The 14,317-nt window shown below is 56.2% G+C and carries 16 protein-coding genes; 8 read left to right on the top strand and 8 right to left on the bottom strand.

Annotated features, from left to right (window positions below; all coding sequences use genetic code 11):
* Positions 1–5 precede the first annotated feature (5 nt).
* Genes IB244_RS28095 through IB244_RS28085 form a run of 3 tightly spaced genes read left to right on the top strand, consistent with a single transcriptional unit; the run spans position 6 to position 4,118 of the window.
* Positions 6–2,741, top strand: a complete 2,736-nt coding sequence (locus IB244_RS28095) for a tetratricopeptide repeat protein (protein ID WP_192306342.1) — start codon at positions 6–8, stop codon at positions 2,739–2,741.
* Positions 2,742–3,818, top strand: a complete 1,077-nt coding sequence (locus IB244_RS28090; RefSeq protein WP_192306340.1) for an alginate lyase family protein — start codon at positions 2,742–2,744, stop codon at positions 3,816–3,818.
* A gap of 51 nt (positions 3,819–3,869) precedes the next feature.
* Positions 3,870–4,118, top strand: coding sequence for a hypothetical protein (locus IB244_RS28085; RefSeq protein WP_192306338.1), 249 nt, complete (start codon positions 3,870–3,872; stop codon positions 4,116–4,118).
* A 233-nt stretch (positions 4,119–4,351) separates the two neighbouring features.
* On the opposite strand, the gene IB244_RS28080 is transcribed toward IB244_RS28085, so the two are convergent.
* Together IB244_RS28080 and IB244_RS28075 are read right to left on the bottom strand one after the other, a co-directional pair.
* On the bottom strand, positions 4,352–4,957 hold the full coding sequence (locus IB244_RS28080; RefSeq protein WP_192306336.1) for a general stress protein: 606 nt from the start codon (positions 4,955–4,957) through the stop codon (positions 4,352–4,354).
* Positions 4,958–4,982: 25 nt separating this feature from the next.
* Entirely contained in the window at positions 4,983–5,294 is a 312-nt protein-coding gene (locus IB244_RS28075) for a PepSY domain-containing protein (protein ID WP_192306334.1), read from the bottom strand.
* Positions 5,295–5,517: 223 nt separating this feature from the next.
* Here IB244_RS28075 and IB244_RS28070 point away from each other — a divergent pair, with 223 nt between their 5' ends.
* Entirely contained in the window at positions 5,518–5,994 is a 477-nt protein-coding gene (locus IB244_RS28070) for an HD domain-containing protein (protein ID WP_246734722.1), read from the top strand.
* Positions 5,995–6,080: 86 nt separating this feature from the next.
* Here IB244_RS28070 and IB244_RS28065 read toward each other — a convergent pair whose 3' ends face one another.
* Positions 6,081–6,332, bottom strand: coding sequence for a DUF6894 family protein (locus IB244_RS28065; RefSeq protein WP_192306332.1), 252 nt, complete (start codon positions 6,330–6,332; stop codon positions 6,081–6,083).
* 345 nt (positions 6,333–6,677) lie between these two features.
* Between IB244_RS28065 and IB244_RS28060 the strand changes: the two genes are divergently transcribed.
* From IB244_RS28060 to IB244_RS28050, 3 genes are all read left to right on the top strand, one after another.
* Entirely contained in the window at positions 6,678–7,124 is a 447-nt protein-coding gene (locus IB244_RS28060; protein ID WP_312867273.1) for a cupin domain-containing protein, read from the top strand.
* A gap of 134 nt (positions 7,125–7,258) precedes the next feature.
* Positions 7,259–7,450: a hypothetical protein gene (locus tag IB244_RS28055; protein ID WP_169684423.1), complete on the top strand. Its 192-nt coding sequence runs from the start codon at positions 7,259–7,261 to the stop codon at positions 7,448–7,450.
* A gap of 252 nt (positions 7,451–7,702) precedes the next feature.
* Positions 7,703–8,068, top strand: coding sequence for a PAS domain-containing protein (locus IB244_RS28050; protein WP_192306330.1), 366 nt, complete (start codon positions 7,703–7,705; stop codon positions 8,066–8,068).
* A gap of 191 nt (positions 8,069–8,259) precedes the next feature.
* On the opposite strand, the gene IB244_RS28045 is transcribed toward IB244_RS28050, so the two are convergent.
* The 4 genes from IB244_RS28045 to IB244_RS28030 all read right to left on the bottom strand — a co-directional run bounded on the left by IB244_RS28045 (position 8,260) and on the right by IB244_RS28030 (position 10,596).
* Positions 8,260–8,463 (bottom strand): CsbD family protein, encoded by a 204-nt coding sequence (locus IB244_RS28045; RefSeq protein WP_169684417.1) that lies wholly within the window; start codon positions 8,461–8,463, stop codon positions 8,260–8,262.
* Positions 8,464–8,859: 396 nt separating this feature from the next.
* On the bottom strand, positions 8,860–9,348 hold the full coding sequence (locus IB244_RS28040; RefSeq protein WP_192306328.1) for a GNAT family N-acetyltransferase: 489 nt from the start codon (positions 9,346–9,348) through the stop codon (positions 8,860–8,862).
* Positions 9,349–9,808: 460 nt separating this feature from the next.
* Entirely contained in the window at positions 9,809–10,120 is a 312-nt protein-coding gene (locus tag IB244_RS28035; protein ID WP_113162980.1) for a hypothetical protein, read from the bottom strand.
* An 80-nt stretch (positions 10,121–10,200) separates the two neighbouring features.
* Positions 10,201–10,596, bottom strand: a complete 396-nt coding sequence (locus tag IB244_RS28030) for a DUF1236 domain-containing protein (protein ID WP_113162979.1) — start codon at positions 10,594–10,596, stop codon at positions 10,201–10,203.
* Between the two features lie 368 nt (positions 10,597–10,964).
* Here IB244_RS28030 and catE point away from each other — a divergent pair, with 368 nt between their 5' ends.
* Positions 10,965–13,100, top strand: coding sequence for a catalase C (catE, locus tag IB244_RS28025; RefSeq protein WP_192306325.1), 2,136 nt, complete (start codon positions 10,965–10,967; stop codon positions 13,098–13,100).
* Positions 13,101–13,220: 120 nt separating this feature from the next.
* Here the strand turns inward: catE and IB244_RS28020 are convergent, their stop codons facing one another.
* Positions 13,221–14,123 carry a DUF3459 domain-containing protein gene (locus tag IB244_RS28020; RefSeq protein WP_312867272.1) on the bottom strand — a complete coding sequence of 301 codons (903 nt, stop codon included), beginning with the start codon at positions 14,121–14,123 and terminating at the stop codon, positions 13,221–13,223.
* Positions 14,124–14,317: the final 194 nt, after the last annotated feature.

Below are 14,317 nucleotides of genomic sequence, written 5' to 3'. Positions count from 1 at the left end.
CGATTATGCTGTCTCAAGTTTTGCGTTCTGCGCCTTTTTTCGCCGGGGCCGTTGCGACCTGCCTGTGGCTGGCAGTGGCGATCGACCAGGTCAAGGCAGATCCGGTGGCCATTGAGTTCCTGCCGCCCAAGGTAGATGTCAAGGCCGTCTGTGTGCAGCGCGCGCCCGATGGAGAAGTGATCGATCGGTGGGTTTCATGGGATCGCAAGACGCTGCCAAAACTTCAATCTTGGATCATCCAACGCGAGGCTCAACGGCTACGAGACATCGATCCGGAACTTTATTTCCCCATCATCGCCCGCATGATCGAGCTTCTGCCGGACATCGACCGCAGCCTGAAGCCACGGGACCTGGCGGCTGACAGGATTACCCTTTACCTGCGTGCCGGCAAAATTAAGGAGCTTGAGAGTAACGGAGCCCTGGAAACATTTTTCACGCAGGCGGAGGCAGGTGCGCCGAAGGACCTCGATCTCGCCGCTGAACTGATACTGACGGGGGTCGTCGCTCAGAAGGACAAAACCAAAGCTCTCTCCTATCTCGTCAATGCCGCTTATGGTGGAAACCCGAACGCGCTCCTGCAGCTTGCCAAGCGAAACCTTGATGGCGAGCGGGTCGAGGGTTGGTCTGTCGATCCATCACTGGCCATAACCATGGCCTTTGGCGCAATGGTCGGAAAGCTCGACAGCGGAATTTGCGATCGCGTGGCACGCATTGCGCGAGAGTACGAAAAAGGAGACGTGGTCAAGCAAGACCGGACGATTTCGGAGGCATGGTTGCGGTTTGCCGCCGATCTTGGCGATGGCAACGCAGCCTGGAAAGTAGCCCGTTATCACCTCGAAAGCGCGGATATTCGCAAGGACAATGCCGTTCTCATGCACTACCTCAAGTTTGCGGCCGATAATGGCGTGATTGCTGCCCAGTCAGAGCTTGCACACGTGTATGAGGTCGGCGCCATCGTTACAAAGGACCTTGAAAAATCGGAATACTATTATCGCCAGGCGGTTGCAGCAGGACATCGCAGCAGCTTGATCAGGCTTGCCAATCTCTATGGCGAATCCGATGCAAAGGACGCTCGGGAGAAGTACGTGCAAGCACTGAACGAACTCGCGTCACTCGAGGATGCCCCCGGCTGGGTTTTTGCGCGATTGGCCAATCTAGCGATTGACAAGGATGGTTTCTGGAAATCGCATGATCAGGCAAGCAAGTTCTTTCAGCAAGGCGCTGATCGTCGTGACATGACATCGATGCACAGCCTTGCTGCTCTTCGCCTGAGCAGCACAGGTGATGGAAATTTCGATGAGGGCATCAATCTCCTATTGGCGCTCCTCGACAATTTCGGCCGGACAGACACGATGAAGGATCTGCGCGATGCGTATCTGTGTCATGCACCAGACGGACCGCGACTCGAACAGGCGGAATACTGGTCAAATGCTGCCAAGGGATCGCAGGCCAGCGCATGGTCTGTCGAAGACATCGATGGGCTCGTGCACCATCTTGATGACCCGCAAACCGCATTGCTGCAGTCCGGCGCGCTCAACGGACAGCCAAAGGCGATTGCGGGCTATCTCTGGTATCTGACTTCTATCGCGAAGGACGCGGATGCAATCAAGGAATGGGAGGGTCGGCTGTCGCGCAGCCCCGATGCCGAAGCGGCGTTTGCGGCCCTGATGCTACAGGCTGCCGGCAATGACATCGGCAAGAAGCGCGCCGCATTGGACCGGTTTCTTTCGGCCGCGGACCTGCCGAGCTCGGCTGCACGCATCGGGGCCGGCGAACTCATACTTTCATCCTTTGCAGAAGATCCAAGACTTTTGGCAACGGCAGAGAAATATCTGAGACTTGAGGCCTCACATGGCAACGGAAAGGCCTTGCAGTTGCTGGCCACCAAGTTTGCGGCACCGGCTGAAATCTACAATCAGTATCGCTCGGCCATCGTTGATCGAGGCGACGCAGATGCATCGATTTTCGCGGCAAGGTACGTCAGCGATGTCGCAACGAGGGAAAAATATCTGCTGCGAGCTCAAAGCCTCATGGATTGCTCCTTTGATTCCGCCTTGTCGATGGCGCACGCCTATATCGATTTGCGCGAGCCTGAAAAAGCACAGGACTGGATGGACGTTGGCGAGACCTTTTCAAAGGACAAGCCCTGGAGAGCAAGAGTGCTTGCGGAAGCCTATTCGACCTTTCCTTCGCCAGTCGGACAAGACAGCGCAATGCGTTTGTTTGAGGTTGCAGCACGCGGCGGTGACGCGAGGGCTGAGCAGTATCTCTTGAAGGCATATACCGATCGGCAGGGGCAGCAATTCTCGCTCGAGAAAGCGACCACGTTGATGGTCGCCGTTATCCAAAATGCTTCCGCAGATCGGGTTGCCAGCCGCTTGAATGGATTGGCGCGGTCACACAAGACTGTCTACGAACAGCTCCTCGCCCGGATTGACCTCACCTCGATCTACGAGCGCTCGGCTCAATCGGGTGATCCTGTCGGAATGCGTGAGTACGCAAAACTGAAGCTTGCAAACAGTGGGGGTGCCGAGGCAGCGTCGAGTGCGACGGATCTGTTCCGCAAGGCTGCAGACAAGGGCGATTCCGAGGCAATGGTGCTACTGGCACAGAATTACGCTTACGGGATCGGCACGCCGCCATCCCTGCCGGAGGCAAAGCTATGGCTTGAAAAAGCAGCGCGTCTTGGAAGTAAACAGGCAAATGAAATGCTGTCGGTTATGTCAACGAAGGTAAATTAAATGAGACGTTGCACTCTCCTGCCACTGTGGTGGCCTTTGACCCCATTGACATTCCGTCGGACTGCTCTTGTCCCATTGTTGGCGCTGGGTCTGCTTGCCGTCGAGGCGCAGCTCGCGCAGGCCGAGCTTAAGTGCCCGCGAGTGCCGAAACCTATGACGAGCCTCGAAATCGGGAGCCGCTATGAGAAAGGCGATGCCTCGCGCTCGGAAATCGATGAGGATGGAAACGCGGCAGTCAACAAGGCGCTTCGGCCTCTGGACCTGTTCGTCAGAGCGGTTGCCGCGCTTAACAAGGGATCATCCGGCAAGCATGCCAACGACGAGAAACACTTGTGTCTCTACAGTGCCCTGGCATCATGGGCGGATGCAGGGGCATTGTCGGATCTGAGCACCGTGAATGCCAAGCTCGCCGTTTCGCCACGCCTTGCCGGAATCGCCATTGCCTATAACGAGGCAAAAGAGAAAACAGCTCCACCTCCAGAGAAGCGACGGACAATCGAGGCATGGTTGGGTCCATTCGGCCATACGCTGCAATCGTTCTTCGATAACGATGCGCCTGAGATGGCATCACAGAACAACCTTCGGGCCTGGGCAGCGCTCGCAGTCACCCAGATCGGGCTGGCGACGAACGACGACGCGCTGATTTCCTGGGGCTCGAAGTCCACTGAAATGGTCGTGTGTTCGGCCGACGACGACGGGGCTCTTCCTTTCGAAATGAAAAGAGGAGACAAGGCCTTGCATTATCAGTTGCATGCGGTCGCGCCCCTGGTGGTAAACACCGTGCTCCTGGACAACCGTACCGGTGATGGGTTCCAGGCTTGCGGCGCAAAGCTCGAACGGATCGTGGACTTTACACTTTCTGCGCTTGAAAACCCTCAGCTGGCGGCTGCAAAGGCGGGCACCGAGCAGTCGTTTTCGACCGGCAGCGAGACATTGGAGCCGTTTCAGCTTGCGTGGCTCGAGCCCTATCTCAAGCGTCAAAAGGATGAAAAGGCCTTGCGCTTCGCGGAAAAGTACAGGCCGTTGTCAAACTCGAATCTCGGCGGCAACCTAACCGACCAATACTCGAGCAACTGAGCCATAACTGCCTCCAGCTACAAGCCAAACACGCGAAGAAGGGAGTTTCCCGTGCGTAAATTTCATTATGTGGCAATGATCGGTCTCGCCACACTATTGTGCGGGTCTTTCGACGCGTCGGGTCAGGGAATGACAGTTCGCCCGACGGTATCAGATCAACCGCCGGAAAATAAGCAAGCTCAGAAACTGAGCCCCAAGGCCTGCGCCAAACTGCTGACCAAGGCAGAGAATTCGGGCAAGAGCATGAACGTGATTATCCGGCGAAAGATGCAGCTTGCCTCCCGCGGTTGCGAGTTCTAGGTCAAGATCAGAGAACGCGTTCGTACCCGCGCTGACGACCTCGTGATACGGTGATCGATACACCACTCTGGCAGGATACCCACGGGCGCTATTTTCAACGACCGGCTGTCCAACAGAGAGAGGCTGACACTGGGGTTAATCGTCCCGCGTCTACGGTATTCGATCTCATCATCCAGCCTTCTGAAGGAAACTGAAGCGACCGCACCGAGCGGCCGCTTACAGCTTGAGTTCGCCTACAGGCTGGAACGATATCGTTGTCGTTCAGCGGCGATCTGCTCCGCAGTATAGGGATCGGCGGTTTCGTCGAAACGGGTCCACCCCTGTTCAACATAACTCGCGCGGCGTGCTCCGATATCTACGGGACGCCACCGGTCAAGGATAGCCTGGGCCTCGGTGACACGTCCTTCCTCCACCCTCGCGGCGACGACCGATCCTCCACGGCGGACGCCTTCCGCGTAAAGATGCGCGTCTTCTTCAGGGACGCCTTCCTTGACCATGGCACCGACGATACCCCCGACCGCACCGCCGGCAACGGCGCCGACTGCAACTCCGGCCGCGGTCGCAACGAGCCAACCGGCAGCAACGATGGGACCTACCCCCGGAATTGCAAGCATGCCAAGACTGGTGAGGAGACCGCCGGCACCGCCGGCCAGTGCGCCAAGACCGGCACCGGTTCCTGCTCCTTCTGCGGCGCGATTGCCCTGGGCTTCGACATCGACACCATTCGCCTTGTTCGTGGCAATGCTGATGTCATCGGACGGGACGCCGGCGTCTTCCAACGCTGTCACGGCGGCGCGGGCGTCATCGTAGCTATCATATAATCCAGTGATCGTTCTCATACGACTGCTTCCTTGTTATTCGTGGTTACTTGGCCATGGTGACGTTGCCCTGAAAGTCCAGGGAGACGCTCGCTTGTTTGCCGTCCTTGGTGGCGCTGGCCCGCCACACCCCCTGATCGTCAAGCTTGAGGCCGGTGACGTCGGTGTAACCAGCTTCCTCGATCCTGGCCTTTGCCTGGCCTTCGGTGAAGCTGTTCTTGCCTGCTACCGAGGCTCCCGGATTTTGCTCGGTTTTGACCGCAGGTGTTGTCTGGGACGTCGTCGGCGTTTCGCTCTGGGCAAGCGCGACCGAGGCCGTCATCACCATGCCGATAGAAAGGATCATGAGTTTTTTCATTGATGTTTCCTTTGGTTGAGAACAGAAGAACAACCAGAAACTCTGCTTGTTCCATTGACACGTTGAGACTGAAGTCGATCGACCCTCGATTGATCGTTTGCGCTCGGCAGGAATTAGATCCTGGGAGTCGGCCTTAAGTTTTCTTCAGAACAGAGCCTTCACCAGGCGGCACGCGCAGGAACTCTAAGCATTGCCCGGCGTTGATTTACTGGAGGTAAGAGTCATGGCATCAGAGCATCTGGGCTTAATGAGTGAAGGCGATGATGGGTTAGATGTTTTACGAGCGATAAAAATCGCGTTCTCGGCTCATGCAGGGCAGACCGACAAGGAAGGAAACCCATATTTTTCGCACTGCAAGCGCGTCGCTAGCGCCGTCGAGGGGGACGACCAGCGGATCGTCGCCTACCTGCACGACGTCATCGAAAAGGGCCGCGGCTGGACTTTTGAGCGCCTGAGTGATGACGGATTCAATCCTTCCGTAGTGGCCGCCATCAACGCCCTGACCCGAAGAGAAAATGAAAGCGAGGATGAGTTTGTCGTCCGGGCAGTTAGTGACGAACTTGCCCGTCCGGTAAAGGTGGCCGACCTTAAAGACAATCTGAAGCAAGCGCGGAACGTTGGTTTGGATCAGTCAAAATACAAGGAAGGTCTGAAGATCATTGAGGAGTTGTACGGCGTAACCGCTACGAGCGGAAAATAGTACCCAGCAATTACGACGGCAAACCTGGGTGAACGGAACGCCAAGTGGCGGGTATCCTCGCACGACTCGTTTGGTCACTGCTCCCCCTATCTCTGAGAATCCCCACCGGCGTACTCAATGCATAGATGCAATGAGACTGTTACGATCTTAACTCGGTCCGGATTGTAGATCTCAACTTCAAGCGGCTCCCGTATAGCAGTGGGAATCCCGTCGATGGCCATCTCGGCAACGAGGCGCTTTGCTTCATCGAGCGCCGCTGGCAAGTCGGGGAACTCATAGCCATCTTCGTCTTGCCAGGGAGTGTCTGTCGGGCCGGTTCGGAAGTAGAATCTTGTCACGATGAATTTCCGTTTGCGAGATCAACTCACCGACGGTTGCAAGGTTCCGTCGCGCAATACGATGGCCTCGCAAAGGATCGAACTTGCGAAGCTTGATGTTCCGGATGAATTTTTTCCAAGCTGATCGAGAGGTGGCGAGTCCGTCGCGGCGACATAGCCACAGTTCACCTCAGTCCGAATTCCGCAGGTTGTCTCGCGCCAAGCGTTGAATACTGATGGAACGATGCGGCAATAGCTGCATTTTCGTGGCGTCATCTCGTTTGCTCGCCGGTTACGGTCGCCGGAATTGGAACAGCCCGTCTTCTTTCGCCAAGCGATTGGATCCCGAACAACCGGGCTTTGCCAGTGCTGTTCTATAAATCTGCCGTCATCAGCGAAGAGGCATCGGCAAAACGATTTGAGAGTCTCTTTCAAGAACACGGTTGGACGGGGCTCTGGCGTGACGGGATTTTTGGCTATCAACACTATCACGTCCACGCGCACGAAGTGTTAGGTGTAGCTGACGGCCACGGCTCCATCATGATCGGGGGCCCTCATGGTATCGATTTTGCGGTCACGGCTGGGGATTGCCTGATCTTACCTGCCGGCACTGGGCATTGCCTTGTCGCCGCGAGCCAATCGTTTCTGGTTGTCGGTGCTTACCCGCCGGGCCAGAGCGCCGATATCAAGACTTCGGCGGCCACCGGCATGGAAATGGACGTGATCAGAAAGTTATCTTTGCCTACCCTTGATCCGGTTACGGGAACGCGCGAGCCTCTTTTGTCCCATTGGCGATCCGAGAAGACGCGATAAAGCGGAAGTAGTGAGCTGATGCTCGACCGGAAAAATTAGACGTCACGTCCTGAAACAGGCAAATCAGAAATGTCAAAGTTAAATGACATTTATTTTAGCCTGCACTAAAGCACCCCTCCAAACGGAGGAGAGTAATGTCGACGCACATCAGAGAGGGTGATCTCGATACCAAGAAATCCTTGAGGATTTGGTCGGTGCGCGATTCTTGCCGCCAGCACCAGATAGGTGAAGCCGACGAACGGCGGATGCGCCAGCTCTTTGGTCATTTTGCATCTGCAGGCGAACTGCTTTATAACGCCAATAGAAATCCGCGCTGGCGCGTTTGATTTGTCATGAAAAAGTCAAACGTGGCGGCATCGCGTGATCTCCGATTCGCCGCCCCCTTGCCTTGTGGCGGCTCGCGTGCGGCACCACGGGACAACGTCGTGTGATCATAGATGGCCATTCGCTACCAAAGCGAGATTTCGCTCTCAAGCTGACCGGCCGTTTCGCTGCTTCCCAACACAGAGCTGATTGTGAACTTCTGGAACTTCCGGCATTGCTGGCAGTTGGGGGCCCAACCTTGAAGCGGAGGTGCGATGAGGATCGCAAGCAATCTCGAAGAGGACGCGGCTGAGCCGGGAATTTTTACCTGGTCTCTTGCAGGAGATACCGTCTACGGCGATACGGCCATAGCATCTTTGTTTGGCCTCGATCCGGCCGAGACGATCTGTGGATTACCGATCGCCTCGTATATCGAGCGGATCCATACCGACGATCGCGCGCGTGTGGCAGCTTTAATTTCGCAAGCCGTCAGAAGCGGGCTGCCCTATCATGCAGAATATCGCGTTCGTGATGCTTTCAACGAAACGCGGTGGGTGATTGCGATGGGCAGGTGCTTCCGGAATCGGCAAGGCGAACCAACCCACTACGCCGGGATCGTCTATCCACTTGAACTTTTATGAAGGTCAACACATTCATGGTCACCGCGGAGCGGTACCAGCCTATGTCGTCCGGTGTTTAAGGGCGGACATAGCGGAGATAGTTTTGGTTCATGGTCGCATCGTGGCAGCGGGAACGCAAATCCAAGGTCGCATCTACCAATGAGTGGAGAGCGCAAAAAGGAGCCCGGATCGCTCCGGGCCCTCCAGTTCGTCTACCAGGTCTGGCTACCGTACCAGTCGTCGATATCCTGACGAGCCCGGTCCCGTGCTAGCCCATAGCGTTCCTGAATTTTTCCTTCCAACTGGTCGCGTTGCCCATCGATTTGGTCAAGATCGTCATCAGTGAGTTTTCCCCACTGTTCCTTGACCTTACCTCTGATTTGCTTCCAGTTCCCTTCAACGCGGTTCCAATCCATGTATTCCTCCTTGGTTCGGACTGGAATTAAAACGAAGCAGGCGACCGAGTGTTCCGATTAGCAGGAGGATTTCCGGCAATCAGCACGCGCTCTGAGCTTGAAAGCTGGCCGACGATCGACTGTCGCCTGCCGCAAAACCCTTGGAAAGATCCGGCGATCCAACCGCAATAGAGAATGCCGAAGTCGGTTGGTGAGACATGTCCGTCGAACGAATGCGACCGCTGCGAAACTCCAATGCGCAACAGTAGTTTCGCGATTCCCGGATCGAAAATCACAAAGGAGGTTAGGCTGCGTGCTTATAAACCTATACGCTCGGTGTCAGCCCCCGAGTGTATAGGTACTGCGCGTCCGACCATGTCTCGGATGCGGACGAAGCTGCAAATGATGGCGTGCCGCTTACTGCCTCGCAAGCATCGGCAAAATCAAGCCCCACCGCGTCTCTCGAGCTGATCCGGACGGTTCGAAACCCAGTTTCTTGTAAGCGGCAATCGCCCGTTGATTGGCAGGGTGAGGATCGGTTGCGATAACGGGTACGCCCGCATCGAAGAGAGCCATCATTCTCGCCCCGATAAACGCTGATCCGTGCCCAACACCGATCATTTCGGGGTTTCCTATGTATTGATCGATTCCCCGCGATTCCCTAGGAAGCTTCGCAAAATGGTGATCTTCCCAGCCGTGGACGATATAGTCCTGCATAAACGCAAAGGGGCGTTCGGCGATTGAAACAATCCAACGCGCTACCCGAGGATCAGCCAAGTCTGTTGCATCGTACGGCTCATCTGAGTCCCACCATTCGCGGACATGCGGGTTCGCTTGCCATGCTCTGAGCAACGGAAGATCATCCAATGTCGCTTTGCGAAAACTGTAATGGTTGGGCGCTGTCATTCGACAAGCTTAGCACGTCGCTGGCCGGTAGAAATGGGCTTTTTGCGGCGATCGAGCGACCGCGCGCGAACGAAGTCTGGGTCGCAGAAGCGAACCAGAAATTGACCGGGACCCGCAGGCGTGGAGCAAGCTGCGAACGGGGACCGTTCGAATGCGCTATGCCCTTACCCAACGCCGAGGCAGCCTGAGAGCCAATAAAGCCGCGAGGCGTCTCCCGGGTAAACGATAGGCGATCCTGCTACAGGCTGCAGGGTGACCACCAAGATCCATGCGATCGGTGCCTGTCGGAACCAGCGCAATCCTATGTGCTTTAGCCCACACCCTTACCGACAAAAAACCCGGTTGAGCGGTTTGGACCGGATAAAGCATGTCGGTGCACACGACGCGGCCTCGCTTCGCCACGCTCGCGGCCACGCGGCCATGGCTGAGCATTTATGAGTCCACGACACAGTACCCGCAATCAATGCAGCGTTGCTGCGCTCTTGCCAGCGGATGCAAGGTTCTCGAGGAGAGCCACCAGCTTCGCGAATTCGTTGAGAACGCTTTGAAATTCAGCGTCATCCATCTCTGCTATGTCAGCTATCATCAGCGAAACGCATTTAATCAGCGCGTCCAGGCGTAAATATCGGTCTAACGCTAACTCGCCGAGTTTTCTTGACCGGTAGAACCGCAGTTCATCAACGATACGGCCGACAAGATTGCGTCTGTCGACCCTATCGAGATAGGGAAGCTCAAATTGGGCAAGCTTGATGTCTGTTATGAGCTTTGTCACACGATTCCCCTAAGCCGCGGATAGAACCGGCGGGAACTGTCCCCCGCCGGCATACGACCAACACCAACATCCCCTTACGATTACTGGATGACCTGGATCACCTTCCGCGAGGATGGCTCGACGATTACCCGCTGCTCATTGACGATCGCATAGGCATACTTTGGATCATCAGGAATCGGTGTTACAACGACCGTCTCGGGGAGCGGTTGGCCAACAACCACCTTTTCCTTGACGACGACTCTGGTCGTCGGAGCCGGAACTTGCTGCACATATGTAACGACTTTCTGGGGCGGCGGATCGATAAGGCTGCCTGCCACGCCACCGACAATGCCTCCTACGGCTGCACCGACCGGCCCACCGACGATCGCCCCGGTTGCTGCCCCGCCGGCAGCTCCCGTCACCGTCGATGATTGCGCGTAGGCAAAAGTTGATGCGAGAGCGACCGCAGTGGCAGTTCCTATCAATTTGATACGCATTCATTTTCCTCCATTGGAAGCGGTATTGTCCGCTCCCTGAACGAACCACCAAGCGCAGCAACGGTTCCCTCCCCGGGACTTCAGTCTGACGGCCCTCAGACCAAGGTCCGAGGTCACTGCCCCGATCGGATCTCCAATGAACCAACGGCCGAGCGTGGAGCAGGATAGGCAGAAGTTGCTGCCTTCGTGCTTTCAGCCAAATGAAGTTCGACGGGGCGGCCAGGCGAAATCAATTTCCACCGGAGTGAGGAATTCGCAGCCTATCGGGAACTTCAACGTTCACATGAAGTTGAGAGATCGGTTCCGTTGCACCGAAGGGATCTGAGCAACGGGAAGTAATCGCATCTCCAGTTTAGGGAAAGCAACCGATGGCGAAGAAAACCACGAAGGGTCAAGTCAATCTTGTCTCGATTCACGACCAAAAGCCTCATCGAGGAAATGGTGGCGAACTTCATCAGTTTGCCGAAGACGGGGCCGAAATCATGACCACGTCGCAAGGCGCGCCTGTCGCTGACGACCAGAATTCACTGAGAGTAGGTGCCCGCGGGCCCCTCATCGTTGAGGACTTTCACTTCCGAGAGAAGATTTTCCATTTCGACCACGAACGCGTTCCAGAGCGGGTTGTCCATGCTCGCGGTTACGGTGCACATGGTTTCTTTGAGACCTACGAATCTTTGGCGGCATATACGAGAGCCGATATTTTTCAGCGTGCCGGGGAAAAGACACCGGCATTCGTTCGCTTCTCGACGGTTGCAGGCAGCAAAGGTTCCTTCGATCTTGCCCGTGACGTCCGCGGCTTTGCTGTGAAAATGTACACACGGGAAGGAAATTGGGACCTCGTTGGAAACAACATTCCAGTTTTCTTTATCCAGGACGCCATCAGATTCCCGGACATTATCCACGCAGTCAAACCGGAACCTGACAGGGCCTTTCCACAGGCGCAGTCGGCCCATGATACTTTTTGGGATTTCATCAGCCTTACCCCTGAGAGCATGCACATGATCATGTGGGTGATGTCGGATCGCGCCATTCCACGCTCATTTCGCTTTATGGAAGGATTCGGTGTTCACACGTTCACGCTCGTGAATGCGAAAGACGAATCGACATTCGTGAAGTTCCACTGGAAGCCGAAGCTTGGCCTTCAATCCGTGGTCTGGAACGAAGCGGTCAAGATCAACGGTGCCGACCCGGACTTTCACCGCCGCGACCTTTGGCAGTCCATAAAGTCGGGCAATTTTCCTGAATGGGAACTGTGTGTGCAGCTGTTCGATCAGGATTTCGCCGACAGCTTCGATTTCGACGTCCTCGACCCGACGAAGATCATTCCCGAAGAGATCGTGCCGGTGAAACCGATCGGACGGCTGGTATTGGACCGGATGCCTGACAACTTCTTTGCCGAAACTGAGCAAGTTGCATTCATGACCCAAAACGTCCCGCCCGGGATCGACTTCAGCAATGATCCGCTGTTGCAGGGGAGGAATTTCTCTTATCTTGACACGCAGCTCAAGCGCCTGGGTGGTCCAAACTTCACGCATCTACCCATCAACGCGCCCAAGTGTCCGTTCCAGCATTTCCAACAGGACGGCCACATGGCGATGCGCAATCCGGTCGGCCGCATCAACTACCAACCCAACTCTTTCGGTGAAGGGCCACGAGAGTCCCCCGTGCTGGGTTACCGGCACTTTGCCTCGTCCGAAGAGGGTGGAAAGGTACGGCTTCGTCCGGAAAGCTTTGCCGATCATTATAGTCAAGCCCGACAGTTCTACATCAGCCAGACCCAGCCCGAGCAGCGCCACATAGCGGCGGCTTTGACGTTTGAACTGAGCAAGGTGGAGACGTCGGTCATCCGGGAACGCATGGTTGCTCATCTGCTTAATATCGACGAGAGCCTCGCCGAGACCGTCGCCGATAAGCTTGGCTTCCAGACCATGCCTAAGGCCGCGGACGCGGCAATGCCGACACGTCAGGATCTTGAGCCTTCACCTGCCCTCAGCATCGTGGAGAAGGGTCCGAAGCGGTTCGAGGGCCGAAAGCTTGGCATCCTCATAACCGATGGCGTAGACGCCAATCTGCTGAAGGGATTGACCGATACTGTCGGAAAGGAAAAGGCGATCGTCGAGTTTATTGCTCCCAAGGTGGGCGGGGTCACCGCTTCGAATGGAAAATGGATCCAGGCACATCACATGATCGACGGAGGCCCGTCGGTGCTGTTTGACGCCGTGGCATTGCTGACTTCCTCCGCAGCGATAGAAGAGCTGATCAAGGAGGCAACGGCCCGCGACTTTGTGGCCGATGCCTTCCAGCACTGCAAGTTCATCGGATACGACCAGTCCGCCTTACCCTTGCTCGAAAAAGCGGGCATTGCTGGAATGGAAGACGAGGGCATTGTTTCACTATCAGGAAAAGACAGCCTGCCGTCCTTCGTCTCAAAGCTTGGCACGCTTCGTGTTTGGGCCCGTGAGCCCTCTGTGAAACTCGGCAAGGCGTCAGTCCCGGTCAAATAGGTATTTGACGCAGGCGCGGTAATCCTTGCCGCGCCTACGTGGAAGTCGTCACGGAGCGTTGTTCGCTAGCTTTTCCGCTTGCTTCTTCACTGAACGGCGCCCTGAACAGGACGATTTGCCTTAAAGGACATATAGGTGCGTTGTCCATGGCTGCAAAACCTCCTCTGCAGCCTCGCTGACAGGCGGATACACCCTCTGACCACAATCGCGTCCCATCGACATTGCCCGCCCTGAGGCATTGGCTCTCAACTGCAGGGTTCGCGCACCCAGCTTCCAGTCAAGGAACACTGCCTGTTCAACCGCAGAAACGACCGAGCCCGCGTAACCGTCTGCATCCGGTAGCAAGGGAATAACGTGGTTGCGACGAACCTTGATCAGTCGTTTGAAAAAAGATGCCCACGCTGCCGCCTCATCGTCAGCGAGAACGTCCCAATCGAGTTTCGAGTCCAGAAAGGTCGAGAGATCGTTCGGATCAGGCAGATCCCTCGCGCCACAACCTTCGGGCAGGCCACCAAAATTTTCTGCTTCTGTCGACCTGCCGGCGGCGATCGCTCTCGCCAACTCGCCATTATAGTCGGCGAAGAAGTGAAACCTGCGCGGAGTTAGATGGTCGTCGCCCATGAAAAGAAGCGGGATTTGCGGTGACAGCATAAGGATCTCTGTCAAAACCCTGTGACAGCGTTGATCAATCATGGTGTGAAGACGATTGCCAAGCGCGCGATTTCCAACCTGATCGTGGTTTTGAAGAAAATGCACGAAGGCGGTAGGCGGCAAGGAGGCCGAGTGGGCTCGATCGCGGGACTGGAAACTATTGCCGTCGCACAGATATCCCTTTTGGAGCGTCTGCTTCATCTTCTGCCACGGCTTGTCGCCGAATGGCGCATAATGGCCACTCGCCTCGCCCGTGACCGCCACGTGCATGGCGTGATGGAAGTCGTCGTTCCAGTCGGCAACAAAAAAGGGCCCGCCATCTCGAGCGAGAAGATTGGTGGCATTGGCAGGGTTTTCCGTGATCAAGTGCACATGACGATCCAGAAAGCGCGCGCAAACATTTTCAGAAATCTCTTTCAGTATGTGCGGGTCGGTTCGATATCCCGGTAGGGACGCCCGTTGCCGAGCGCCCCCCGGACAGATCCGAGCGAGCGGGATTCCCGCACTCGGCTCCTACCTCGGGTGAGTGACGGCGAAGCGGACGCTTGGCCAGGGATGAAGAGTAC

The organism is Rhizobium sp. RHZ02, from assembly GCF_014851575.1.
GTDB lineage: Bacteria > Pseudomonadota > Alphaproteobacteria > Rhizobiales > Rhizobiaceae > Rhizobium > Rhizobium altiplani.
Note: the sequence above shows the minus strand (reverse complement) of the source record. Positions and strands in the feature narration are given on the sequence as shown.